The sequence below is a fragment of the Enterobacter sp. 301B genome (assembly GCF_003850715.1).
GTDB lineage: Bacteria > Pseudomonadota > Gammaproteobacteria > Enterobacterales > Enterobacteriaceae > Enterobacter > Enterobacter intestinihominis.
In genome coordinates this window covers 23,663-46,741 of the sequence record NZ_PQTC01000003.1, presented here as the reverse complement: position 1 = coordinate 46,741, position 23,079 = coordinate 23,663, and the positions used below count along the sequence as shown (strand labels likewise).

Sequence of the window (23,079 nt, the reverse complement as noted above, 5' to 3'; positions counted from 1 at the left end):
AGCGTCACGATGATAATGTTCTGATTAAATTGGAAAAATCTTCTTTTATGTCGTGGCTTTCTTCGCGTAACTGCTCAATCTTGCGACAGGCGTGCAGCACGGTCGTATGGTCACGTCCACCAAACGCATCACCGATTTCCGGCAGGCTGTGATTGGTGAGCTCTTTTGCCAGCGCCATCGCCATCTGACGCGGACGCGCCACCGAGCGGGAACGACGTTTAGACAGTAAATCTGCCACTTTGATCTTGTAGTACTCAGCCACCGTCTTCTGAATATTGTCGATGGTGACCAGTTTTTCCTGCAATGCCAACAAATCGCGCAGCGCTTCACGCACAAAATCGATGGTGATCGCACGACCGGTAAAATTGGCGTTGGCGATAACGCGGTTCAGTGCCCCTTCCAGCTCACGAACGTTGGAACGCAGGCGCTTGGCAATAAAGAACGCCACTTCACCCGGCAGGCGAATGTCGTTCTCGTCGGCTTTTTTCATCAGGATCGCGACGCGGGTTTCCAGCTCCGGCGGCTCGATCGCCACGGTCAGGCCCCAGCCGAAGCGGGATTTGAGACGATCTTCAACGCCGTTGATCTCTTTTGGATAACGATCCGAGGTCAAAATGATCTGCTGATTGCCTTCCAGCAGGGCGTTAAAGGTGTGGAAAAACTCTTCCTGCGATCGTTCTTTATTGGCAAAGAACTGGATGTCATCGATCAGCAGCGCATCAACGGAACGGTAGTAACGTTTAAACTCTTCGATCGCATTGTTTTGCAGGGCTTTTACCATGTCCTGAACGAAGCGTTCGGAGTGCATATACACTACTTTGGCATTGGGCTTACGCGCCATAATGCCGTTGCCCACCGCATGCAGCAGGTGCGTTTTACCGAGACCCGTGCCGCCATAAAGGAACAGCGGGTTGTAAGCACCACCGGGATTATCGGCAACCTGGCGGGCCGCCGCGCGCGCCAGCTGGTTCGACTTACCTTCAACGAAGTTATCGAACGTGTGTTTCACGTTAACATTAGAGCGGTAGGTAGGCTCAGCGGGGGCTGGAACGTTATCCCAGCCCTGACGAGCCGGTGCAACGCGAGGCGCTGGAGCGGGCGCCGCCTGTGCAGGGGCTGCCACATTGACAACTTCACGAACGGTTTGGGTGACCGGCTTTGTGCCCACTTCAAAACGCAGCTGTGGGGCATCTGACCCGCAGAAATCGTTCAGCAGTCCATTGATGTTATTAAGGTATTTATCCCTTACCCAATCGAGCACGAAACGGTTTGGCGCGTACAAAGCCAGCGTGTTATCGCTCAGTTCCGCCTGCAATGGGCGGATCCACATACTGAATTCTGTGGCTGGTAACTCATCCTGCAATCGGGCAAGACACTGCTGCCAAAGCGAAAGTGACACGGCGGACTCCACTCGAACAATAAAAGAAAACTATTGAATATTCATGATTGTTGGCGCACATCGACATGACCCCATCAGGGTGATGTGCGAACCGCTATCTGCGGTTATACACGCTATCGTTGATACAGCCTGAACGATGTTGTGTTTATGTCCGGCCAGGATCGCTGGATCCCGATCAGGACCGCGGATCATAGCCTAAACTGAGCCAGAGATCTTCTGTTTCTCACAGATTCTTCCCGATTTATCCACAGGAAGATCCGGAATCGGGTAAGTGTAAACGATCCTGACGCGAGTGCCTCGCGATTTAGGCCGCATATTGGAAAATTTAATGAGCACAGACAATTTTGGGCTTAAATGATCTAACGAAGATCCAGGAGGATCCTTGCGCTTTGTTGGCGAGCCCGTATAATCCTCGACCCGGCGCGTGATGCTCATCTTCCTGCGTCGTTCGTTGCTCATTTTCCACGCGAAATCGTGCGGAAATACGCAGGGATTTAAGGAAAGAGAATTGACTCCGGAGTGTACAATTATTACAATCCGGCCTCTTTAATCACCCACGCTGAGGCGTTAGTCGTTCGAATCTCGTTCGGGTATACGCAAAAGTCAGTGAATTTATTCAAGTTTAGGTAGAAATCGCCATGAAACGCACTTTTCAACCGTCTGTACTGAAGCGCAACCGTTCTCACGGCTTCCGTGCTCGTATGGCTACTAAAAATGGTCGTCAGGTTCTGGCACGTCGTCGTGCTAAAGGCCGCGCTCGTCTGACCGTTTCCAAGTAATAAAGCTAACCCCTGAGTGGTTAAGCTCGCATTTCCCAGGGAGTTACGTTTGTTAACTCCCACTCATTTCACTTTCGTCTTCCAGCAGCCACTACGGGCTGGCACGCCGCAAATCACCATCCTCGGCCGCCAAAATTCGCTGGGGCATCCCCGCATCGGTCTCACAGTCGCCAAGAAAAACGTTAAGCGTGCGCATGAACGCAACCGGATTAAACGTCTGACGCGTGAAAGCTTCCGTTTACGTCAGCACGAACTGCCTTCAATGGATTTCGTGGTGGTGGCTAAAAAAGGGGTTGCCGACCTCGATAACCGTGCTCTCTCGGAAGCGTTGGAAAAATTATGGCGCCGCCACTGTCGCCTGGCTCGCGGGTCCTGATAGCCCTCATTCGGGTCTATCAACGCCTGATTAGTCCGCTACTCGGGCCACATTGCCGTTTCACGCCAACATGCTCAAGCTACGGAATTGAGGCATTGCGCAGGTTTGGAGTGATAAAAGGCAGTTGGTTGACGGTGAAACGCGTATTAAAATGCCACCCTTTACACCCAGGTGGAGACGACCCCGTCCCTCCAGGACCTTTTGATACCAGAGAACACTAACGATGGATTCGCAACGCAATCTTCTTATCATCGCTTTGTTGTTCGTGTCTTTCATGATCTGGCAGGCATGGGAGCAGGATAAAAATCCTCAACCCCAGCAGCAGACCACGCAGACCACGACCACCGCAGCGGGTAGCGCCGCCGACCAGGGCGTACCGGCCAGTGGCCAGGGGAAACAGATTACGGTTAAGACCGATGTGCTTGAGCTGACTATCAACACCCGTGGTGGTGATGTTGAGCAGGCGCTGCTGTTGACCTACCCGAAAGAGCTGAAGTCTACCGAACCGTTCCAGTTACTGGAAACCACGCCTGAGTTTATCTACCAGGCACAGAGCGGCCTGACCGGTCGTGATGGCCCGGATAACCCGGCGAACGGTGCGCGTCCACTGTATAACGTCGAGAATGACACCTTTGTGCTGGCTGATGGCCAGAACGAACTGGTTATTCCGATGACCTACACCGACGCGGCAGGCAACACCTTCACCAAAACCTTCACCCTGAAACGCGGTGAATATGCGGTGAACGTGGGCTACAGCGTACAGAACACCGGTGCGAAACCGCTGGAAATCTCTACCTTTGGTCAGCTGAAGCAGTCCATCAATCTGCCGTCTCACCGTGACACCGGAAGCAGCAACTTTGCGCTGCATACCTTCCGTGGCGCGGCTTACTCCACGCCAGATACCAAGTACGAGAAATACAAATTCGACACCATTGCCGATAACGAAAACCTGAACGTCAGCTCTAAAGGCGGTTGGGTCGCAATGCTGCAACAGTATTTCGCGACGGCGTGGGTACCGAATAACGACGGTACGAACAACTTCTACACCGCGAACCTCGGCAACGGTATTGCAGCCATCGGCTACAAATCTCAGCCGGTTCTGGTGCAGCCGGGTCAAACCGGTAAGCTGGCAAGCACCCTGTGGGTCGGCCCGGAAATCCAGGACAAAATGGCTGCCGTTGCGCCGCACCTGGATCTGACCGTTGATTACGGTTGGTTGTGGTTCATCTCTCAGCCGCTGTTTAAGCTGCTGAAGTTCATCCACAGCTTCCTGGGTAACTGGGGCTTCTCCATCATCGTTATCACCTTTATCGTTCGTGGCATCATGTACCCGCTGACTAAAGCGCAGTACACCTCCATGGCGAAGATGCGTATGCTACAGCCGAAGATTCAGGCTATGCGTGAGCGTCTGGGCGATGACAAACAGCGTCAGAGCCAGGAGATGATGGCCCTGTATAAAGCAGAGAAAGTGAACCCACTGGGTGGTTGCTTCCCGCTGCTGATTCAGATGCCAATCTTCCTTGCGCTGTACTACATGCTGATGGGTTCCGTTGAGCTGCGCCACGCGCCGTTCGCCCTGTGGATCCATGACCTGTCCGCACAGGACCCGTACTACATCCTGCCGATCCTGATGGGCGTGACGATGTTCTTCATCCAGAAGATGTCTCCGACCACCGTGACTGACCCGATGCAGCAGAAGATCATGACCTTTATGCCGGTCATCTTCACCGTGTTCTTCCTGTGGTTCCCGTCAGGTCTGGTGCTGTACTATATCGTCAGCAACCTGGTGACCATCATCCAGCAGCAGCTGATTTACCGTGGTCTGGAAAAACGTGGCCTGCATAGCCGCGAAAAGAAAAAGTCCTGATTCGGTAACTTAACGCTAAAATAAGGGCGGTCGATTGACCGCCTTTTTTATTTGTATTGAACGAGAGCAACCATGAGCCATAACGACACTATCGTCGCCCAGGCAACCCCACCGGGACGCGGTGGTGTAGGCATTCTGCGCATCTCCGGCCTGAAGGCGCGTGAGGTGGCCGAAGCGGTGCTGGGTAAACTGCCAAAGCCGCGCTACGCTGATTATCTGCCATTTAAAGATGCCGACGGCACCTCGCTGGACCAGGGCATTGCGCTGTGGTTCCCCGGCCCAAACTCTTTTACTGGCGAAGACGTGCTGGAGCTTCAGGGTCACGGCGGCCCGGTGATCCTCGACCTGCTGTTGAAACGTATTCTGACCCTGCCTGGCCTGCGCATTGCGAAGCCGGGTGAGTTCTCCGAGCGTGCCTTCCTGAACGATAAGCTCGACCTGGCGCAGGCCGAAGCGATTGCCGACCTGATCGACGCCAGTTCCGAACAGGCAGCCCGCTCCGCGCTGAACTCGTTGCAGGGGGCATTTTCCGCACGCGTGAATCACCTTGTGGAAGCACTTACTCACCTGCGAATCTATGTTGAAGCGGCTATCGACTTCCCGGACGAGGAGATTGACTTCCTTTCTGACGGCAAAATCGAAGCCCAGCTCAACCAGGTGATGAGCGATCTGGATGCCGTTCGCGCCGAAGCGCGCCAGGGCAGCCTGCTGCGTGAGGGCATGAAGGTGGTGATTGCTGGTCGCCCCAACGCCGGGAAATCAAGCCTGCTGAACGCTCTGGCGGGCCGTGAAGCGGCGATCGTGACCGACATAGCCGGCACCACCCGCGACGTCCTGCGCGAGCATATCCATATCGACGGCATGCCGCTGCACATCATCGATACCGCTGGCCTGCGCGATGCGAGCGATGAAGTCGAGCGTATCGGTATCGAACGCGCCTGGCAGGAGATCGAGCAGGCCGACCGCGTGCTGTTTATGGTGGACGGCACCACGACCGACGCCGTTGACCCGGCTGAAATCTGGCCAGACTTTATCGCCCGTCTCCCGGCCAAACTGCCGATCACCGTGGTGCGCAATAAGGCCGACGTTACCGGCGAAACGCTGGGCATCAGCGATGTGAATGGCCACTCACTTATTCGTCTGTCGGCCCGTACCGGGGAAGGCGTGGAAGCCCTGCGTAACCACCTCAAACATAGCATGGGTTTTGACACCAGCATGGAAGGCGGCTTCCTGGCGCGTCGTCGTCACTTGCAGGCGCTGGAAGAGGCGGCTCGCCACCTTGAGCAGGGCAAAGCCCAGCTGATCGGCGCTTGGGCCGGCGAGCTGCTGGCGGAGGAACTGCGTCTGGCGCAGCAGAACCTGAGCGAGATCACCGGGGAGTTTACGTCGGACGATCTGCTTGGACGAATTTTCTCAAGCTTCTGTATTGGTAAGTAATTCCCGATAGAACATGGTGATTTCCTCCAGGGAAATCACCATTGTCCCAATGGCAACTCGCTTAATCCCCCCATGCCCCCTATCCTGCTTGCCTGCATCTATGGGGGATTTATGGCTCGTTTTCTGTTTTGTAGTTTCGCATTAGTTCTGCTGTATCCGTCCGGCATTGATATGTATCTGGTGGGGCTACCGCATATTGCACGCGATCTGGGTGCCAGCGAGGCGCAACTGCACATCGCGTTTTCGGCCTACCTCGCGGGAATGGCGTCGTCGATGGTATTTGCCGGGAAAATCGCGGACAGAGCCGGCCGTCAACCCGTCGCCATTACGGGGGCGGTTATCTTTACGCTGGCATCGGTACTGTGTTCAATGGCTCAGGAAAGCACAATGTTCCTGTCAGGGCGCTTTATCCAGGGCATTGGCGCGGGCGGCTGTTACGTGGTGGCGTTTGCCATTCTGCGCGATACCTTGAGCGCCCAGCGCCGCGCCAGGGTGCTGTCGATGCTGAACGGCATTACCTGCATCATCCCGGTGCTGGCACCGGTTGTAGGCTACCTGATCATGCTGAAATTTCCATGGCAGAGCCTTTTCTGGACCATGGCCACAATGGGCGCCATCGTCTTTATACTGTCCGTGACGGTGTTGAAAGAGACCCATCCCGGTTCGCAGCAGACGCACCACGCTGCTACCATTCATCCGGCTGAAAAGCTTCTGAATCGCTTTTTCCTGAGCCGCCTGGCCATCATCACGCTCAGCGTGGCGGTGATCCTCACCTATGTAAACGTTTCCCCGGTGTTACTGATGGAGACGATAGGCTTCGATCGCGGTGAGTATTCGACGGTGATGGCGCTCAATGCGATGGTCAGCATGGCGGTTTCATTCTCGATGCCCTTTGCGCTCAATATCTTCCGCCAGCGCACGCTGATGCTCGCTTCACAGACGCTGTTTCTCGCCGCAGGCGTAATTCTGGCGACCGCCACCTCACATGCGCTGATGCTGGTGGGTATGACCCTGATCTGCGCCGGATTCTCCGGCGGCTTCGGCGTGGCGATGAGTCAGGCGCTTGGCCCGTTCTCACTGCGGGCAGGCGTGGCAAGCTCGGTGCTGGGCATTGCGCAGGTCTGCGGTTCGTCGCTGTGGATTTGGCTGGCGGCGGTGATCGGCCTTAACGCGCTGAATATGCTGATCGGGGTTCTGATTGGCTGTAGCATACTCTGCATTACCTTACTTATGGTCATCCAGCCCGCGGCGCACTATGAAGAAGCCCATCAGCAGTCTCGATCTTAATCTTTTACTTTGCCTGCAGTTGTTGTTGCAGGAGCGCAGCGTCACCAAAGCCGCGAAGCGAATGAACGTGACGCCGTCCGCGGTGAGTAAATCGCTGGCGAAGCTGCGCGACTGGTTCGACGATCCGCTGTTTGTGAAAACGCCTTTAGGGCTACTGCCCACGCCGCTAACGGTGAGTCTGGAACAGGATCTGGCCGACTGGATGCAGATTGGCAATCAGATCGTCGATAAATTCCACCATAGCTCTCCAGGCGGGCTCAAGTTTGTGCTCGCCGCCGAAACGCCGCTGATGCTGATTCGCTTTAACACCCTGCTGGAGCAGGTGAATGAGCGCTACCCACAGGCGACGGTGAAGTTGCGCCAGTGGGATTATGATTCGCTGGACGCCATTACGCGCGGAGAGGTCGATCTCGGTTTTACCGGCCGCGAAACGCACCCGCGCTCCCGCGAGCTGCTAAAGCTGATGCCGTGGTTTATTGACTACGAAATCCTGTTCAGCGACCGTCCGTGCGTCTATCTGCGAGAAGATCATCCGGCACTTCACGAAGCGTGGAACCTTGAGACGTTTCTGCGCTACCCGCATATCAGCATCTTCTGGGAGCGCAGCGATACCTGGGCGCTTGATGAAGTGCTAAAAGAGATGGGCCGGGAGCGCAACGTCGCCATGAGCCTGCCCGGCTTTGAACAGTCGATGTTTATGGCGGCTCAGCCGGACCACAACTACATTGCCACTGCGCCCTACTACTGCCATCACTACAATCAACTCCACCAGCGTAATCTGGTCTGCCTTCCCATTCCCATCGATGAGGCGCAGGCAGAAAAGCTGACCGTACCCTTCACGCTAATCTGGCATAAGCGGAACAGCCATAATCCGAAAATTATCTGGCTGCGCGAAACTATAAAAGCCCTGTATACCGCGCCAGGTCAGGTTTTTGCCTAAGATAATGTAAAGTTCGGTCCTCAGGCTTCTCTTATTTCTATTTACTGATTAAAACAGAAGCTGAGTTAAGCGATAATCATGTAACCGTTTAACCGACTACGACCATTATCAGGGAGCGAAAAATGGCTACGCACTTTGCACGAGGAACATTAACGGAAGGGCATCTCGTATCGGCCAGAATTTCTTCAGCCTGTCACAGTGAGGCGCTCAAACTACCTGAACACCGCAGGACGCGGTTTTTAGCCTCCAGAGCGCTCCTCGCAGAACTGCTTTTTATGCTGTACGGCACCAGCGAACTACCGGACATACTCACCCAGCCAGAAGGTCGCCCGGTTTTTGCGGACCCGGCACTCCCCCATTTTTCCATTGCGTATACCGGCAACATTGTTGGCGTCGCGCTGACGACTGAAGGTGATTGCGGCCTGGATATGGAGCTGCAACGCGTCACGCGCAGCTTCCATGGTGCTAACGCGCTCGATGAATACCCGCTCTCCAGCAATGAAAAGCTGTGGATACGTAACCAGAACGATCCCGTTGAAGCCAGAGCGCAGCTTATTACCCTTCGCCAGAGCATCCGTAAACTGAGCGGCGCGGCATCAGACGACGCCAGCCTGTTGCAGCTGCTTCCCGGCTCCGGACGCCTGCGCGCGACAAAAGCCTCGCTGGTAGAGGCGCTCAGCGACGCTGAGGACGTACTGATCTGGTCCGTTGCGGTGAGCCCCGCCATCGAACGGCTGAAAATCTGGGAGTTTGACAGTATTCGCGGTTGGCGTAGTCTTCCGGATGTACCTGAGCGCGCCAACGAGCCCGCCGCGCGCCTGATGCGATTAACCAGTTTACCGGTAGAAAAAGCATACACCCATAGCTGATCCGTCCAGGGTCATCATGATGAAACAGGAGTAATCATGTCTGATACGTTGAAAGTTGTTACGTTACTGGGAAGCCTGCGCAAAGGTTCGTTTAACGGGATGGTAGCGCGCACGCTGCCACAGCTGGCGCCTGCGGGAATGGAGATCAGCGCCCTGCCGTCTATTGGCGACATCCCGCTTTATGATGCTGACGTTCAGCAGGAAGAAGGGTTCCCGCACAGCGTGGAGGCGATAGCCGAGCAGATCCGTCAGGCTGATGGTGTAGTGATTGTAACGCCAGAATATAACTACTCGGTTCCGGGGGGTCTGAAGAACGCGATTGACTGGTTATCCCGTTTACCGGAGCAGCCGCTGTCAGGCAAACCGGTGCTGATCCAGACCAGCTCAATGGGCGCCATCGGCGGTGCGCGCTGCCAGTATCACCTGCGACAGATCCTGGTGTTCCTGGATGCGATGGTGATGAACAAGCCGGAATTTATGGGCGGCGTGATTCAGAACAAAGTCGACCCGCAGACGGGTGAAGTGGTGGATCAGAGTACGCGTGATCATCTCTCTGGTCAGTTGACTGCGTTTGGGGATTATATTAAGCGGGTTAAAAGCTGATAAAAAAGCCCGGTGGCGCTAGCGCTTACCGGGCCTACACTCATCAGTAGGTCAGGTAAGCGAAGCGCCACCTGACACCACAAACCGCACCTTAGTGCGCGTCAATAAACACAATCTTGAGCACAAACAGCAGCGCCACAATCATCACGCACGGGCTGAGTTCGCGGAAACGGCCGGTACCGATCTTCATCACACAGTACGAGATAAAGCCCAGCGCGATACCTTCGGTGATCGAGAAGCTGAACGGCATCATCACCGCGGTAATAAACGCCGGAACGGCTTCCGTCAGATCTTCCCACTTCACGCGCGCCAGGCTCGAGGTCATCAGCACGCCGACGTAGATCAGCGCGCCAGCTGCCGCGTACGGTGGCACCATCCCCGCCAGCGGAGAGAGGAAGATCACCAGCAGGAACAGCAGACCCACGACTACCGCCGTCAGGCCAGTACGGCCGCCCACGGACACGCCGGAAGAGGATTCAATGTAAGCGGTAACAGACGAGGTGCCGATGAAAGAACCCGCAACGGACGAGATGCTATCCACATACAGCGCCTGCTTCATGCGCGGGAATTTGCCTTTCTCGTCCGCCAGACCCGCTTTGTCCGTCACGCCAATCAGCGTACCGGAGGAGTCAAACAGGTTGACCAGCATGAAAGAGAAAATCACTCCGGCCAGACCCAGGTTCAGCGAGCCCGCCAGATCAACGTGACCAATCACGGTAGAAACGCTCGGTGGCGCAGAGACAATACCGCTGTAATGCACGTCACCCAGCATCCAGCCCAGCAGCGTGGTCACGATGATAGAGACCAGCACCGCAGCGTGGATGTTACGCGACGCCAGGATCGCGATAATAAAGAAGCCCAGCACGCCCAGCAGCACGCTGTGAGAGGTCAGGTTACCAATACTCACCAGCGTTTCCGGGTTCGCCACGATTACGCCAGCGTTTTTCAGCCCCATCATGCCGATAAACAGACCGATACCGCTGGTGATACCCACGCGCAGGCTCACGGGAATGTTCGCAATCATCCAGTAGCGCACACGGAAGATGGTCAGCAGCAGCAGGCCGACCGCGCCCCAGAAAATAGCGCCCATCCCGACCTGCCACGGCAGGCCCATCGCCTGAACCACCACGAACGCAAAGAACGCATTCAGACCCATTGCCGGGGCCAACGCCACGGGCAGATTAGCGAAAACGCCCATCAGGATGCTGCCAAGCGCCGCGATCAGACAGGTGGTAACAAAGACGGCGCTGGTGTCCATGCCAGCCACGCCCAGAATTTGCGGGTTAACGAAAACGATATAGACCATCGTCAGGAAGGTAGTAAAACCGGCGATCACTTCGGTGCGTGCCGTTGTGCCGTGCTCGCGCAGTTTGAACACGCGCTCAAGCAGCCCCTGACCAGATGTCTGGGTAGTGTGTTGTTGACTCATCATCAATTTCCGAACAAGGAGGGAAAATTCGTCGCTATCCTATACCAAAATGCGACAATAGTGGCGGTTACGGGATACTTTTTTCATTGATTTTGCTTATACGGCAACGATTGCGTCTCGTTAAACTGTCGTACGTAAACGTTAAACTTGTTAAAAGGGAAAGGCATGTCCGGAATTGAAGCGGTATTTTTCGACTGTGACGGTACGCTGGTCGACAGTGAGGTCATTTGTTCCCGCGCGTATGTCGCCATGTTCCAGGAATTTGGCATTACGCTCGATCTCGAAGAGGTGTTTAAACGCTTTAAGGGCGTGAAGCTGTACGAGATCATCGACATCATTAACGAAGAGCACGGGGTGGATCTGGCGAAAGCGGATCTGGAACCGGTGTACCGCGCCGAGGTCGCACGCCTCTTCGACGCCGAGCTGGAAGTTATCGCCGGCGCTAACGCGCTGCTGGATGCGATGACGGTGCCGATCTGCGTGGTCTCTAACGGCCCGGTCAGCAAAATGCAGCACTCACTCGGCAAGCTGGACATGTTGCACCACTTCCCGGAAAAACTGTTCAGCGGCTACGATATCCAGCGCTGGAAGCCGGATCCGGCATTGATGTTCCACGCGGCGAAGGCGATGAACGTCAACGTGGAGAACTGCATCCTGGTGGATGACTCGTCTGCGGGCGCGCAGTCGGGGATTGATGCGGGGATGGAGGTGTTTTACTTCTGCGCCGATCCGCACAACAAGCCGATCGATCATCCAAAAGTGACGACCTTTACAGACCTGGCGCAGCTGCCGGAATTGTGGAAGGCGCGCGGGTGGGATATTACTCGCTGAAAAAAACAAAGCCGGATGGCGCTAACGCTTATCCGGCCTACAAGGATCGTAGGGCGGGTAAGCGATAGCGCCACCCGCCACACACATCACTCTTTCGGATCTTTACCCGCCAGCAGCTTGTCCAGCTCGTCGCCGCCCACGTGACGGAAATCCTGTCCCTTCACGAAGTAGAAGATGTATTCGCAAATATTCTGGCAGCGGTCGCCAATACGCTCAATTGAGCGCGCGCAGAACAGCGCGGTCAGCACGCTTGGAATGGTACGGGAATCTTCCATCATGTAGGTCATTAGCTGACGCACTATGCCTTCGTATTCCTGGTCAACTTTCTTATCTTCACGGTAGATACGGACCGCTTCGTCCAGATCCATGCGCGCGAAAGCGTCCAGCACATCGTGCAGCATCTGCACGGTGTGGCGACCGAGAGACTCCAGGCTCACCAGCAGCGGCTGGTGCTGCTGGGAGAATTTCTCCAGCGCGGTGCGGCAGATTTTATCCGCCACGTCACCAATACGCTCCAGCTCGGCGATAGTTTTGATGATCGCCATTACCAGACGCAGGTCGCTCGCGGTTGGCTGACGCTTGGCAATGATGCGCACGCACGCTTCGTCGATGGCGACTTCCATCATATTGACGTTGTGATCGCCTTCGATAACGCGCTTCGCCAGCTCGCTGTCCTGGTTGTGCATTGCCGTAATCGCATCAGAAAGCTGCTGCTCGACCATGCCGCCCATGGTCATCACCTGGGTGCGAATGCTTTCCAGCTCTGCGTTAAACTGGCCGGAAATGTGTTTATTAAGATTGAGGTTGTCCATGGTTTCTCCACATGCACTAAGGCAAATCAACCGTAGCGGCCAGTAATATAATCTTCGGTTTGTTTCTTCGCAGGACGGGTGAACAGCGCGTCCGTATCGCTGAACTCAATCAACTCGCCCAGGTACATAAACGCCGTGTGGTCAGAACAACGGGCAGCCTGCTGCATGTTGTGAGTGACGATCACCACGGTGTAATCCTGCTTCAGCTCGGTGATCAGCTCTTCGATACGCCCGGTTGAGATCGGGTCCAGGGCTGAGCACGGCTCATCCAGCAGCAAGACTTCCGGGCGAATGGCGATACCGCGCGCAATGCACAGACGCTGCTGCTGACCACCGGAGAGAGAGTACCCGCTCTGGTGAAGTTTATCTTTGGTTTCGTTCCATAATGCGGCCTTGGTCAATGCCCACTGCACGCGCTCGTCCATATCCGCACGGGAGAGCTTCTCAAACAGACGCACACCAAAGGCGATGTTGTCATAGATCGACATCGGGAACGGCGTGGGTTTCTGGAACACCATCCCCACTTTCGCACGCAGCAGGGCGATATCCTGGGTATTGGTCAGGATGTTGTCACCGTCCAGTAGAATTTCACCTTCTGCGCGCTGCTCCGGATAGAGCGAATACATTTTGTTAAAGGTGCGCAGCAGCGTGGATTTACCACAGCCAGACGGACCGATAAATGCCGTGACCTGGTTCTTCGCGATATCCAGGTTGATATTCTTCAGGGCATGGAATTTGCCGTAGTAGAAGTTCAAATCACGAACCTGAATCTTACCCGGGGCAGTATCAACCATACTCATTGACTCATTTCCTCATTCGGCGCCGCGATGTGCCGCGCCGTAAAAATTTAACCGTGTTTCTGCTTCGCGAAAATGACGCGCGCCAGAATGTTCAGCAACAGTACGCAAAGGGTGATGATCAGCACCCCGGCCCAGGCCAGCTGCTGCCATTCCGCGAATGGGCTCATCGCAAATTTAAAGATCGTCACCGGCAGGTTGGCGATCGGCTGCATCATGTCCGTACTCCAGAACTGGTTGGAGAGGGCGGTAAACAGCAGCGGTGCGGTTTCACCGGCGATACGGGCGATAGCCAGCAGGATACCGGTCATGATCCCCGAGACGGACGCTTTCAGGGTGATCGCCGAAATCATTTTCCATTTCGGCGTGCCCAGTGCGTAAGCCGCTTCACGCAGGCTGTCCGGCACCAGTTTCAGCATGTTTTCAGTGGTACGAATAACGATAGGCACCTGCAACAGCGCCAGCGCAATCACACCCGCCCAGCCGGAGAAGTGTTCCATTTGCGCCACCACGATGGTGTAAACAAACAGACCTACCACAATCGACGGGGCAGAAAGCAGAATGTCGTTAATAAAGCGGATGACTTCAGCGATCCAGGACTTGCGGCCATACTCCGCCAGATAGATACCCGCCATGATGCCCAACGGCGTACCGAAAACGGTCGCCCACAGGATCAGCAGGCCGCTGCCCGCCAGGGCGTTTGCCAGACCACCACCCGCCGTGTTTGGCGGCGGCGTCATCTCGGTGAACAGCGCCAGGGACATTCCATCAATACCACGGGTGATGGTGGACATCAGGATCCAGATCAGCCAGAACAGGCCGAACGCCATCGTGGCCATGGAAAGCGTCAGCGCAATGCGGTTTTTAATCCGGCGCTTTGACTGCATTTTGCGACGAGATTCCGCAAGCTGAGCGGTGTTTTGCATGTCGAGAGTCGCCATTAGCGTGCCCCCTCGTTTTTAGCCAGACGCATAATCATCAGCTTGGAGATAGCCAGCACAATAAAGGTAATAACAAACAGGATCAGACCCAGTTCCATCAGCGCTGCGACGTGCAGCCCGGATTCCGCTTCGGCAAATTCGTTCGCCAGCGCAGAGGTAATACTGTTCCCCGGCATGTAGAGCGACACGCTGTCGAGCTGGTAGGTGTTGCCGATGATAAAGGTCACCGCCATGGTTTCACCCAGCGCGCGGCCTAAGCCCAGCATGATGCCGCCGATCACCCCATTTTTGGTGAACGGAAGGACGATGCGCCAGATAACCTCCCAGGTGGTGCAGCCGATGCCGTAGGCCGACTCTTTCATCATCACCGGGGTTTGTTCGAAGACATCGCGCATGACCGCCGCAATGTACGGAATAATCATGATGGCGAGGATCACGCCAGCCGCCAGAATACCGATACCGAATGCCGGGCCAGAGAACAGGGCCCCCACAAACGGAACGGCGGAGAGAACATTACCCACCGGCTCCTGGAAGTACGTCGCAAACAGCGGAGCAAAGATAAACAGGCCCCACATGCCGTAAACGATACTTGGGATGGCCGCCAGCAGTTCAATGGCGATACCCAGCGGACGTCGCAGCCAGCCTGGTGCCAGCTCCGTCAGGAACAGGGCAATACCGAAGCTTACCGGCACCGCAATCAGCAGAGCGATAAAAGAGGTCACCAGCGTGCCGTAAATCGGCACCAGCGCACCGTAGATATCGTTCGGCGCATCCCACTCTTTGGTCCACAGGAAGGCGAAACCAAATTTTTGAATGCTCGGCCAGGAGGAGAAAATGAGGGACACGATAATGCCGCCCAGCAGCAATAGCACAATCAGCGCAGCCAGTTTCACCAGCGCGCTGAAAATCATGTCACCTTTTTTACCCGGAGGGTTAAATGCAGGCTTGGTTGCAGCCATAAATTACTCTTCTTTATGAGACGTCTTACGAATATGCCCGGTGGCGCTGGCGCTTACCGGGCCTACAGGATGAACCGTAGGGCGGGATCGCTGCGCGCCACCCGCCATCTTCGTCAAAAATATCCTGTTAGTACAGCGCTTTACCGCTGCTGTCTTTCACGTTGGTTTTCCATGCAGCACGGATCTGCTCAACCACGCTGTCTGGCAGGCTGGCGTAATCCAGGTCATTCGCCTGTTTGCCGCCGTTTTTGTATGCCCAGTCAAAGAACTTCAGCACTTCAGCACCCTGCTCAGGCTTCTTCTGCTCTTTGTGGACCAGAATGAAGGTGGTAGACGTGATAGGCCATGCATCGTCGCCTTTCTGGTTGGTCAGGTCCTGCGCGAAGGATTTGCTCCAGTCAGCGCCTTTTGCGGCGTTAGCGAAGTTCTCTTCGGTCGGGCTAACCGGTTTGCCGTCAGCAGAAACCAGTTTGGTGTAAGCCAGGTTGTTCTGCTTCGCGTAAGCGTACTCTACGTAGCCGATAGAGCCAGGCAGACGCTGTACGAAGGCAGCGATACCGTCGTTGCCTTTACCGCCCAGACCGGTTGGCCAGTTAACGGTAGAGCCGGAACCGACTTTAGATTTCCACTCTTCGTTCACTTTCGCCAGGTAGCTGGTGAACACGAAAGAGGTACCAGAGCCGTCAGCACGACGAACCACCGCGATATTCTGCGAAGGCAGCTTAACGCCCGGGTTCAGTTTGGTGATGGCTTCGTCATCCCATTTTTTGATTTTGCCCAGGTAGATATCACCCAGGGTTTTGCCGTCCAGCACCAGCTCGCCTGATTTCAGGCCAGGAATGTTAACAGCCAGCACAACGCCGCCGATCACGGTCGGGAACTGGAACAGGCCTTCCTGATTCAGTTTCTCATCAGACAGCGGAGCGTCGGATGCGCCGAAATCAACGGTATTCGCGGTAATTTGTTTTACGCCACCGGAGGAGCCGATACCCTGATAGTTGACCTTGTTACCGGTCTCTTTCTGGTAGGTATCCGCCCATTTGGCATACACCGGCGCAGGGAAGGTTGCACCAGCGCCAGTCAGGCTTGCTGCTGCGAAAGCAGAGAAAGCGCTCAGAGATAAGGTCGCGGCGACAACAGTTGCGACAGTGGTACGCATAACTTTCATAATGTCTCCTGCAAGGATTTCGTAAATCATTGTTTAAGTGGCTACGATGAGCAAAATAGGACAAACAGGTGACAGATAAATGTACGAAATATGACAGTTTTATGACAAAGAAAATTTCACTTAAAATTAAGCAAAAATCCATAAATAAATCATAAACTTAATGATTATTATGACAGCTTGTTTTCAGTAATATTTTCTTTATGTGACACTGATAAAATAGCTGAAAATGACGGATTGTCATAAAAAAAGGCTCCACCGGATGGCGGAGCCTGGAAGGATTATTCTACGGTAACGGACTTCGCCAGATTTCGCGGCTGGTCAACGTCGGTGCCTTTGATCAGCGCGACGTGGTAAGCCAGCAGTTGCAGCGGTACGGTGTAGAAGATCGGCGCAATCACCTCTTCCACATGCGGCATCTCGATGATGTGCATGTTGTCGCTGCTGGCGAAACCGGCATCTTTATCCGCAAAGACGTACAGTACACCACCACGGGCGCGCACCTCTTCGATGTTAGATTTCAGTTTTTCCAGCAGTTCGTTGTTCGGTGCCACCACGATAACCGGCATATCCGCGTCGATCAGCGCCAGCGGACCGTGTTTCAGCTCGCCTGCCGCGTAGGCTTCCGCGTGGATGTAGGAGATCTCTTTCAGCTTCAGCGCGCCTTCCAGCGCGATAGGGTACTGATCGCCACGGCCCAGGAACAGAGCGTGGTGCTTATCAGAGAAATCTTCAGCCAGCGCCTCAATGCGCTTGTCCTGAGACAGCATCTGCTCGATACGGCTCGGCAGCGCCTGGAGACCGTGAACGATGTCATGCTCAACGGAAGCATCTTCGCCTTTCAGACGCGCCAGCTTCGCCACCAGCATCAGCAGAACGGTCAGCTGCGTGGTGAACGCTTTGGTGGAGGCCACGCCGATTTCGGTGCCCGCTTTGGTCATCAGCGCCAGATCGGATTCACGCACCAGTGAGGAGCCCGGTACGTTACAGATGGCCAGCGAACCCAGGTAACCCAACTCTTTAGACAGACGCAGCGCCGCCAGGGTATCGGCCGTTTCGCCAGACTGGGAAAGAGTGATCATCAGGCTGTTACGGCGCACAGCGGATTTACGATAGCGGAACTCAGATGCGATTTCGACGTCGCACGGCACGCCCGCCAGGGATTCAAACCAGTAGCGAGAGACCATACCGGAGTTGTAAGAGGTACCGCAGGCCACGATCTGAATGTGCTCGACTTTGCTCAGCATTTCGTTGGCATTGGCGCCCAGCTCGCTCAGATCCACTTCACCATGGCTGATGCGCCCGGTCAGGGTGTTTTTAATGGCGTTTGGCTGTTCGTAGATCTCTTTCTGCATGTAGTGACGATAAGCACCTTTGTCGCCCGCGTCGTATTGCAGGTTTGATTCGATTTCCTGGCGCTTAACCTGCTCGCCTTTCGTGTCGAATACGGTCACGCTGCGACGTGTCACCTCGGCAATGTCGCCCTCTTCCAGGAAGATAAAGCGACGGGTAACCGGCAGCAGCGCCAGCTGGTCGGAAGCGATAAAGTTTTCACCCATGCCCAGACCAATCACCATCGGGCTACCGGAACGCGCGGCCAGCAGCGTGGACGGGTCACGGGAATCCATGATCACCGTACCGTAAGCACCACGCAGCTGAGGGATAGCGCGCAGCACCGCATCACGCAGTGTACCGCCCTGTGCCAGCTCCCAGTGCAACAGGTGAGCAATCACTTCGGTGTCGGTTTCAGAGACGAAGGTATAGCCGCGCGCTTTCAGTTCTTCACGCAGCGGTTCATGGTTTTCGATAATGCCGTTATGCACCACCACAATGTGTTCAGACACATGCGGGTGTGCGTTGCCTTCAGATGGCTCACCGTGAGTCGCCCAGCGGGTATGCGCAATACCGGTGCCACCATGCAGCGGATGTTCCTCCGCCGCCTGGGCCAGCATCTGCACTTTACCGAGACGACGCAGACGGGTCATATGACCTTCTGCATCGACGACAGCCAGACCGGCTGAGTCATAACCACGGTATTCCAGACGACGTAAACCTTCGAGAAGGATTTCAGCAATATCACGCTGCGCAACTGCGCCAACAATTCCACACATAGTTAGATTTCCTGATTATGGCGTTATGCCATGCGTTGTCGCTGACCTGTATTTGCCCTTTCCGGGCACCCCGAGCCTTGTAGAGAGTGGGGTTATTTTTATGGGTACTGCTGGTGGGGGGAGGATTATGTTATCCCCTCACCCCAGCCCTCTCCCCATAGGGGAGAGGGTGAAAACCGCACCATTCAGTTCCCCTCTCCCCTATGGGGAGAGGGTCAGGGTGAGGGGTGTATATTGTCGTTACTCTTTCTTCACCGGGCGTTTCCAGCCCTGCTTGTGTACCTGCGGAACGCGGCTTAACACCAGCTCGTTCTCGGCCACATCGCGCGTAACGGTTGTCCCGGCGGCAATGGTCACGCCTTTGCCCACGGTAACAGGCGCCACCAGCTGGGTATCGGAACCTACAAACACGTCATCACCGATGATGGTTTTAAACTTATTGGCACCGTCATAGTTACAGGTAATCGTCCCTGCACCGATGTTTACGTTGTCGCCAATTTCCGCATCGCCCAGATAGGTCAGATGACCGGCTTTCGAGCCTTTACCGAGACGTGCTTTTTTCATTTCCACGAAGTTACCTACATGAGCGCCTTCCAGCAGCTCAGCGCCCGGGCGCAGACGCGCAAACGGGCCGATGGTACAGGCGGAATCCAGACGCGCATCTTCTACCACGCTGTACGGGCTGATTTCGCAGTCGTCACCGATCACGCTGTTTTTAATCACACAGCCGGTGCCGATTTTGACGCGGTTGCCCAGCGTGACGTTACCTTCCAGGATAACGTTAGTATCTATTTCAACATCGCGCCCGTGGTTCAGCGTGCCACGCAGATCGAAACGCGCCGGATCGCGCAGCATAACGCCCGCCAGCAACAGTTTTTCTGCCTGCTCGGACTGGTAAATACGCTCCAGGCGTGACAGCTGTAGACGGTTGTTTACCCCGTCCGTTTCGCTGATACGCGCCGGATGAACGGCGGCAATCTCACGCCCTTCCAGGTACGCCATCGCAATGATGTCGGTGATGTAGTATTCACCCTGCGCGTTGTTATTATTGAGTTTGGACAGCCAGCGCTTCATATCCGCACCGTTCGCAATCAGGATGCCGGTGTTGATCTCCTGAATCTGACGCTGTTCGTCAGTGGCATCTTTATGCTCAACAATCCCGGTTACCTTGCCGTTTTCACGCGTAATGCGGCCATAGCCGGTTGGATCGTCCAGCACGACGGTTAACAACCCAATGCCACCCTGCGGTTTGGCTTCACGCAGGCGAGTGAGGGTTTCAACGGAGATCAGCGGTACGTCGCCGTAGAGCATCAGGATGTCTTCATCATCAGCGAAGAAGGGTGCAGCCTGCTGCATTGCATGACCCGTACCCAGCTGTTCTGCCTGAAGCACCCAGTTGAGATTGTCGTCACGCAACGTTTTTTTCAGCAGATCGCCGCCATGTCCATAAACCAGATGCACCTGGCTGGCGCCTAATTCATTAGCTGCATCAATAACATGCTGCACCATTGGCTTTCCTGCCAGTGTGTGGAGCACTTTAGGCAGATCGGAATACATGCGGGTACCTTTGCCTGCGGCAAGGATCACCACGCTCATCGCACTGTTTAACATACGCATCCTGACGGTAGTTTGTGTGAGAAGTAAAAACGTTTGATGCTTAAAATTCTACATCTTTTTCATCATGAATTAAGGCCGAAAAAAAAAGCCAGCCTGGGATCCAGACTGGCTTTTGTGCTTTTCAAGCCGGTGTTACATCGCTTTTTTGGTCAACTCGATAACGCGCAGTTTCGCGATCGCTTTGGCCAGCTCCGCAGACGCCTGAGCGTAATCCACGTCACCATGAGAGCTGCTAATGTGCTCTTCAGCCTTACGCTTCGATTCCAGGGCTCGCGCTTCGTCGAGATCCTGGCCACGAATAGCGGTATCGGCCAGAACGGTCACACTGCCTGGCTGCACTTCAAGAATGCCGCCGGACAGATAGATAAACTCTTCATGACCGAACTGTTTAACGATGCGGATCATACCAGGCTTAATGGCGGTGAGCAGCGGTGCGTGACCCGGGAAAATACCCAGTTCACCTTCACTACCCGTTACCTGGATTTTCTCGACCAGACCAGAGAACATTTGTTGCTCTGCGCTGACGACGTCCAGGTGGTAAGTCATTGCCATATCACCCTCCGATTAAGGCGTTAAAGTTTTTTGGCTTTTTCCACGGCTTCTTCGATGGAACCAACCATGTAGAACGCCTGCTCTGGCAGGTGATCGTATTCGCCTTCCATGATGCCTTTAAAGCCACGGATGGTGTCTTTCAGGGAAACGTATTTACCTGGAGAACCGGTGAATACTTCCGCAACGAAGAACGGCTGGGACAGGAAGCGCTGGATCTTACGCGCACGTGCTACCACCAGTTTGTCTTCTTCAGACAGTTCATCCATACCCAGGATGGCGATGATGTCTTTCAGTTCCTGGTAACGTTGCAGCAGGGACTGTACGCCACGCGCGGTGTCGTAGTGTTCCTGGCCAACAACCAGTGGATCCAGCTGACGGCTGGTAGAGTCCAGCGGGTCAACGGCCGGGTAGATACCCAGAGACGCGATCTGACGGCTCAGTACCACGGTTGCATCTAAGTGAGCAAAGGTGGTGGCTGGAGATGGGTCAGTCAAGTCATCCGCAGGTACGTATACCGCCTGAACGGAGGTGATAGAACCAGTTTTGGTAGAGGTGATACGTTCCTGAAGAACACCCATCTCTTCCGCAAGCGTAGGCTGATAACCTACCGCTGAAGGCATACGACCCAGCAGTGCAGATACTTCAGTACCGGCCAGGGTGTAACGGTAGATGTTATCAACGAACAGCAGAACGTCACGGCCTTCGTCACGGAACTTCTCAGCCATCGTCAGGCCAGTCAGCGCAACGCGCAGACGGTTTCCTGGTGGCTCGTTCATCTGGCCGTAAACCAGGGATACTTTATCCAGAACGTTGGAGTCGGTCATTTCGTGGTAGAAGTCGTTACCCTCACGAGTACGTTCACCAACACCCGCAAACACGGAGTAACCGGAGTGCTCGATCGCGATGTTACGGATCAGCTCCATCATGTTTACGGTTTTACCTACACCCGCACCACCAAACAGACCAACTTTACCGCCCTTCGCGAACGGGCACATCAGGTCGATAACTTTGATGCCGGTTTCCAGCAGTTCCTGAGAGCTGGACAGCTCTTCGTAGGAAGGTGCCGCGCGGTGGATAGCCCAACGCTCTTCTTCACCGATGTCGCCTTTCATGTCGATTGGTTGACCCAATACGTTCATGATACGACCCAGTGTTGCTTTACCTACCGGGACTTCGATCGGGTGCTCAAGGTCTTTCACTTCCAGACCACGACGCAGACCGTCGGAAGAACCCATGGCGATGGTACGCACGATACCGCCGCCGAGCTGCTGCTGAACTTCCAGCACCAGGCTCTCGTTACCATTTTGTACCTCAAGCGCGTCGTACACGCGTGGTACGGCGTCCTGAGGGAACTCGACGTCCACCACGGCGCCGATTACCTGGACAATCTTTCCAGTAGCCATCTTGAATCCTCTACGTAATTCGTAAACCTGGTTAAACCGCGGCGGCCCCCGAGACGATCTCGGTGAGTTCCTGAGTAATGCTGGCCTGACGAGCTTTGTTGTAAACCAACTGCAGCTCTTTAATCAGGCTGCCGCCATTATCGGTCGCGGCTTTCATCGCCACCATTCGTGCGGCCTGCTCGCTGGCCAGGTTTTCTACAACGCCCTGATAAACCTGAGATTCAACGTAACGACGCAGCAGGGTATCCAGCAGCGGTTTCGGATCGGGTTCATACAGGTAATCCCAGGCTTTCTGTTTCAGCTCGTCATCTTCTGATGCCGGTAACGGCAGCATCTGAGTGAGCGTAGGCACCTGAGACATGGTGTTAATAAATTTGTTGCTGACAACGTACAGTCTGTCCAGACGGCCTTCATCGTAGGCCTGCAACATCACTTTAACCGGGCCGATCAGTTCGGACAGGGACGGGTTATCACCCATACCGGTCACCTGAGCGACAATGTTGCCACCAACGGAGTTAAAGAAAGAGACGCCTTTAGAGCCAATCAGTGCCAGATCGCACTGAACGCCTTTATCGGACCAGCCTTTCATATCCGCCAGCAGTTTTTTGAACAGGTTAATGTTCAAGCCGCCACACAGACCACGGTCAGTCGACACCACCAGGTAGCCCACGCGCTTAACGTCGCGTTCTTCCAGGTAAGGGTGCTTATATTCCAGATTACCGTTTGCAAGGTGACCAATCACTTTGCGCATGGTCTCTGCATAAGGACGGCTGGCCGCCATGCGATCCTGCGATTTACGCATTTTGGAAGCGGCGACCATCTCCATCGCTTTAGTGATCTTTTGCGTGTTCTGGACGCTTGCGATCTTACTACGTATCTCTTTTGCGCCGGCCATGAGCTTCTCC

22 protein-coding genes are annotated in these 23,079 nt (G+C 55.0%); 10 read left to right on the top strand and 12 right to left on the bottom strand.

Annotation, left to right across the window (positions count from 1 at the left end; genetic code table 11):
• Positions 1-4: 4 nt before the first annotated feature.
• Positions 5-1,399 carry a chromosomal replication initiator protein DnaA gene (gene dnaA / locus C3451_RS04425; RefSeq protein WP_003861124.1) on the bottom strand — a complete coding sequence of 465 codons (1,395 nt, stop codon included), beginning with the start codon at positions 1,397-1,399 and terminating at the stop codon, positions 5-7.
• Positions 1,400-2,037: 638 nt separating this feature from the next.
• On the opposite strand from dnaA, the gene rpmH reads away from it, so the two are divergent.
• The 9 genes from rpmH (at position 2,038) to C3451_RS04380 (ending at position 9,557) form a co-directional block, all read left to right on the top strand.
• On the top strand, positions 2,038-2,178 hold the full coding sequence (gene rpmH / locus C3451_RS04420; protein ID WP_000831330.1) for a 50S ribosomal protein L34: 141 nt from the start codon (positions 2,038-2,040) through the stop codon (positions 2,176-2,178).
• A 16-nt stretch (positions 2,179-2,194) separates the two neighbouring features.
• On the top strand, positions 2,195-2,554 hold the full coding sequence (rnpA, locus tag C3451_RS04415; RefSeq protein ID WP_006808764.1) for a ribonuclease P protein component: 360 nt from the start codon (positions 2,195-2,197) through the stop codon (positions 2,552-2,554).
• Complete coding sequence (yidD, locus tag C3451_RS04410) at positions 2,518-2,775, top strand: membrane protein insertion efficiency factor YidD (protein ID WP_001307474.1); 258 nt, start codon at positions 2,518-2,520, stop codon at positions 2,773-2,775. The genes rnpA and yidD overlap by 37 nt, the downstream gene beginning before the upstream one ends.
• 2 nt (positions 2,776-2,777) lie before the next feature.
• Positions 2,778-4,421 carry a membrane protein insertase YidC gene (gene yidC, locus C3451_RS04405; RefSeq protein ID WP_023298949.1) on the top strand — a complete coding sequence of 548 codons (1,644 nt, stop codon included), beginning with the start codon at positions 2,778-2,780 and terminating at the stop codon, positions 4,419-4,421.
• Between the two features lie 72 nt (positions 4,422-4,493).
• Positions 4,494-5,858 (top strand): tRNA uridine-5-carboxymethylaminomethyl(34) synthesis GTPase MnmE, encoded by a 1,365-nt coding sequence (gene mnmE, locus C3451_RS04400; RefSeq protein ID WP_045620986.1) that lies wholly within the window; start codon positions 4,494-4,496, stop codon positions 5,856-5,858.
• Between the two features lie 111 nt (positions 5,859-5,969).
• The gene (locus C3451_RS04395; RefSeq protein ID WP_032622027.1) at positions 5,970-7,145 is read left to right on the top strand and encodes an MFS transporter; all 1,176 of its coding nucleotides are present in this window, start codon (positions 5,970-5,972) and stop codon (positions 7,143-7,145) included.
• Complete coding sequence (gene yidZ, locus C3451_RS04390; protein WP_022649883.1) at positions 7,114-8,085, top strand: HTH-type transcriptional regulator YidZ; 972 nt, start codon at positions 7,114-7,116, stop codon at positions 8,083-8,085. The genes C3451_RS04395 and yidZ overlap by 32 nt, the downstream gene beginning before the upstream one ends.
• A gap of 122 nt (positions 8,086-8,207) precedes the next feature.
• Positions 8,208-8,954, top strand: coding sequence for a 4'-phosphopantetheinyl transferase (locus C3451_RS04385; protein ID WP_045620985.1), 747 nt, complete (start codon positions 8,208-8,210; stop codon positions 8,952-8,954).
• A 36-nt stretch (positions 8,955-8,990) separates the two neighbouring features.
• Positions 8,991-9,557, top strand: coding sequence for an NADPH-dependent FMN reductase (locus C3451_RS04380; RefSeq protein WP_038414971.1), 567 nt, complete (start codon positions 8,991-8,993; stop codon positions 9,555-9,557).
• 91 nt (positions 9,558-9,648) lie between these two features.
• Here the strand turns inward: C3451_RS04380 and adeP are convergent, their stop codons facing one another.
• Entirely contained in the window at positions 9,649-10,986 is a 1,338-nt protein-coding gene (gene adeP, locus C3451_RS04375; protein ID WP_139152660.1) for an adenine permease AdeP, read from the bottom strand.
• Positions 10,987-11,151: 165 nt separating this feature from the next.
• Here adeP and yieH point away from each other — a divergent pair, with 165 nt between their 5' ends.
• The gene (gene yieH, locus C3451_RS04370) at positions 11,152-11,817 is read left to right on the top strand and encodes a 6-phosphogluconate phosphatase (protein ID WP_022649879.1); all 666 of its coding nucleotides are present in this window, start codon (positions 11,152-11,154) and stop codon (positions 11,815-11,817) included.
• Between the two features lie 86 nt (positions 11,818-11,903).
• Here yieH and phoU read toward each other — a convergent pair whose 3' ends face one another.
• From phoU to atpG, 10 genes are all read right to left on the bottom strand, one after another.
• Positions 11,904-12,629: a phosphate signaling complex protein PhoU gene (phoU, locus tag C3451_RS04365; protein ID WP_003861153.1), complete on the bottom strand. Its 726-nt coding sequence runs from the start codon at positions 12,627-12,629 to the stop codon at positions 11,904-11,906.
• A gap of 26 nt (positions 12,630-12,655) precedes the next feature.
• Entirely contained in the window at positions 12,656-13,429 is a 774-nt protein-coding gene (pstB, locus tag C3451_RS04360; protein ID WP_003861154.1) for a phosphate ABC transporter ATP-binding protein PstB, read from the bottom strand.
• A 47-nt stretch (positions 13,430-13,476) separates the two neighbouring features.
• Complete coding sequence (pstA, locus tag C3451_RS04355; RefSeq protein WP_022649878.1) at positions 13,477-14,367, bottom strand: phosphate ABC transporter permease PstA; 891 nt, start codon at positions 14,365-14,367, stop codon at positions 13,477-13,479.
• Positions 14,367-15,326, bottom strand: coding sequence for a phosphate ABC transporter permease PstC (gene pstC, locus C3451_RS04350; protein ID WP_022649877.1), 960 nt, complete (start codon positions 15,324-15,326; stop codon positions 14,367-14,369). Before pstC ends, pstA begins: the two co-directional genes overlap by 1 nt.
• Positions 15,327-15,453: 127 nt before the next feature.
• Positions 15,454-16,494 (bottom strand): phosphate ABC transporter substrate-binding protein PstS, encoded by a 1,041-nt coding sequence (pstS, locus tag C3451_RS04345; RefSeq protein ID WP_022649876.1) that lies wholly within the window; start codon positions 16,492-16,494, stop codon positions 15,454-15,456.
• Positions 16,495-16,772: 278 nt separating this feature from the next.
• Entirely contained in the window at positions 16,773-18,602 is a 1,830-nt protein-coding gene (glmS, locus tag C3451_RS04340) for a glutamine--fructose-6-phosphate transaminase (isomerizing) (RefSeq protein WP_045620984.1), read from the bottom strand.
• A 240-nt stretch (positions 18,603-18,842) separates the two neighbouring features.
• Positions 18,843-20,213, bottom strand: a complete 1,371-nt coding sequence (gene glmU, locus C3451_RS04335; RefSeq protein WP_045620983.1) for a bifunctional UDP-N-acetylglucosamine diphosphorylase/glucosamine-1-phosphate N-acetyltransferase GlmU — start codon at positions 20,211-20,213, stop codon at positions 18,843-18,845.
• A 138-nt stretch (positions 20,214-20,351) separates the two neighbouring features.
• Complete coding sequence (locus tag C3451_RS04330; protein ID WP_006177560.1) at positions 20,352-20,771, bottom strand: F0F1 ATP synthase subunit epsilon; 420 nt, start codon at positions 20,769-20,771, stop codon at positions 20,352-20,354.
• A gap of 20 nt (positions 20,772-20,791) precedes the next feature.
• Positions 20,792-22,174 (bottom strand): F0F1 ATP synthase subunit beta, encoded by a 1,383-nt coding sequence (gene atpD, locus C3451_RS04325; protein WP_003862362.1) that lies wholly within the window; start codon positions 22,172-22,174, stop codon positions 20,792-20,794.
• 31 nt (positions 22,175-22,205) lie between these two features.
• Positions 22,206-23,069: a F0F1 ATP synthase subunit gamma gene (atpG, locus tag C3451_RS04320; RefSeq protein ID WP_003862364.1), complete on the bottom strand. Its 864-nt coding sequence runs from the start codon at positions 23,067-23,069 to the stop codon at positions 22,206-22,208.
• Positions 23,070-23,079: the final 10 nt, after the last annotated feature.

Bases quoted from the DNA above. Each gene is read 5' to 3' on its own strand.
- rpmH (WP_000831330.1), top strand. From the start codon at position 2,038: ATGAAACGCACTTTTCAACCGTCTGTACTGAAGCGCAACCGTTCTCAC.
- yidD (WP_001307474.1), top strand. From the start codon at position 2,518: ATGGCGCCGCCACTGTCGCCTGGCTCGCGGGTCCTGATAGCCCTCATT.
- yidC (WP_023298949.1), top strand. From the start codon at position 2,778: ATGGATTCGCAACGCAATCTTCTTATCATCGCTTTGTTGTTCGTGTCT.
- mnmE (WP_045620986.1), top strand. From the start codon at position 4,494: ATGAGCCATAACGACACTATCGTCGCCCAGGCAACCCCACCGGGACGC.
- C3451_RS04395 (WP_032622027.1), top strand. From the start codon at position 5,970: ATGGCTCGTTTTCTGTTTTGTAGTTTCGCATTAGTTCTGCTGTATCCG.
- yidZ (WP_022649883.1), top strand. From the start codon at position 7,114: ATGAAGAAGCCCATCAGCAGTCTCGATCTTAATCTTTTACTTTGCCTG.
- C3451_RS04385 (WP_045620985.1), top strand. From the start codon at position 8,208: ATGGCTACGCACTTTGCACGAGGAACATTAACGGAAGGGCATCTCGTA.
- C3451_RS04380 (WP_038414971.1), top strand. From the start codon at position 8,991: ATGTCTGATACGTTGAAAGTTGTTACGTTACTGGGAAGCCTGCGCAAA.
- adeP (WP_139152660.1), bottom strand. From the start codon at position 10,986: ATGAGTCAACAACACACTACCCAGACATCTGGTCAGGGGCTGCTTGAG.
- yieH (WP_022649879.1), top strand. From the start codon at position 11,152: ATGTCCGGAATTGAAGCGGTATTTTTCGACTGTGACGGTACGCTGGTC.
- phoU (WP_003861153.1), bottom strand. From the start codon at position 12,629: ATGGACAACCTCAATCTTAATAAACACATTTCCGGCCAGTTTAACGCA.
- pstB (WP_003861154.1), bottom strand. From the start codon at position 13,429: ATGAGTATGGTTGATACTGCCCCGGGTAAGATTCAGGTTCGTGATTTG.
- pstA (WP_022649878.1), bottom strand. From the start codon at position 14,367: ATGGCGACTCTCGACATGCAAAACACCGCTCAGCTTGCGGAATCTCGT.
- pstC (WP_022649877.1), bottom strand. From the start codon at position 15,326: ATGGCTGCAACCAAGCCTGCATTTAACCCTCCGGGTAAAAAAGGTGAC.
- pstS (WP_022649876.1), bottom strand. From the start codon at position 16,494: ATGAAAGTTATGCGTACCACTGTCGCAACTGTTGTCGCCGCGACCTTA.
- glmS (WP_045620984.1), bottom strand. From the start codon at position 18,602: ATGTGTGGAATTGTTGGCGCAGTTGCGCAGCGTGATATTGCTGAAATC.
- glmU (WP_045620983.1), bottom strand. From the start codon at position 20,213: ATGTTAAACAGTGCGATGAGCGTGGTGATCCTTGCCGCAGGCAAAGGT.
- C3451_RS04330 (WP_006177560.1), bottom strand. From the start codon at position 20,771: ATGGCAATGACTTACCACCTGGACGTCGTCAGCGCAGAGCAACAAATG.
- atpD (WP_003862362.1), bottom strand. From the start codon at position 22,174: ATGGCTACTGGAAAGATTGTCCAGGTAATCGGCGCCGTGGTGGACGTC.
- atpG (WP_003862364.1), bottom strand. From the start codon at position 23,069: ATGGCCGGCGCAAAAGAGATACGTAGTAAGATCGCAAGCGTCCAGAAC.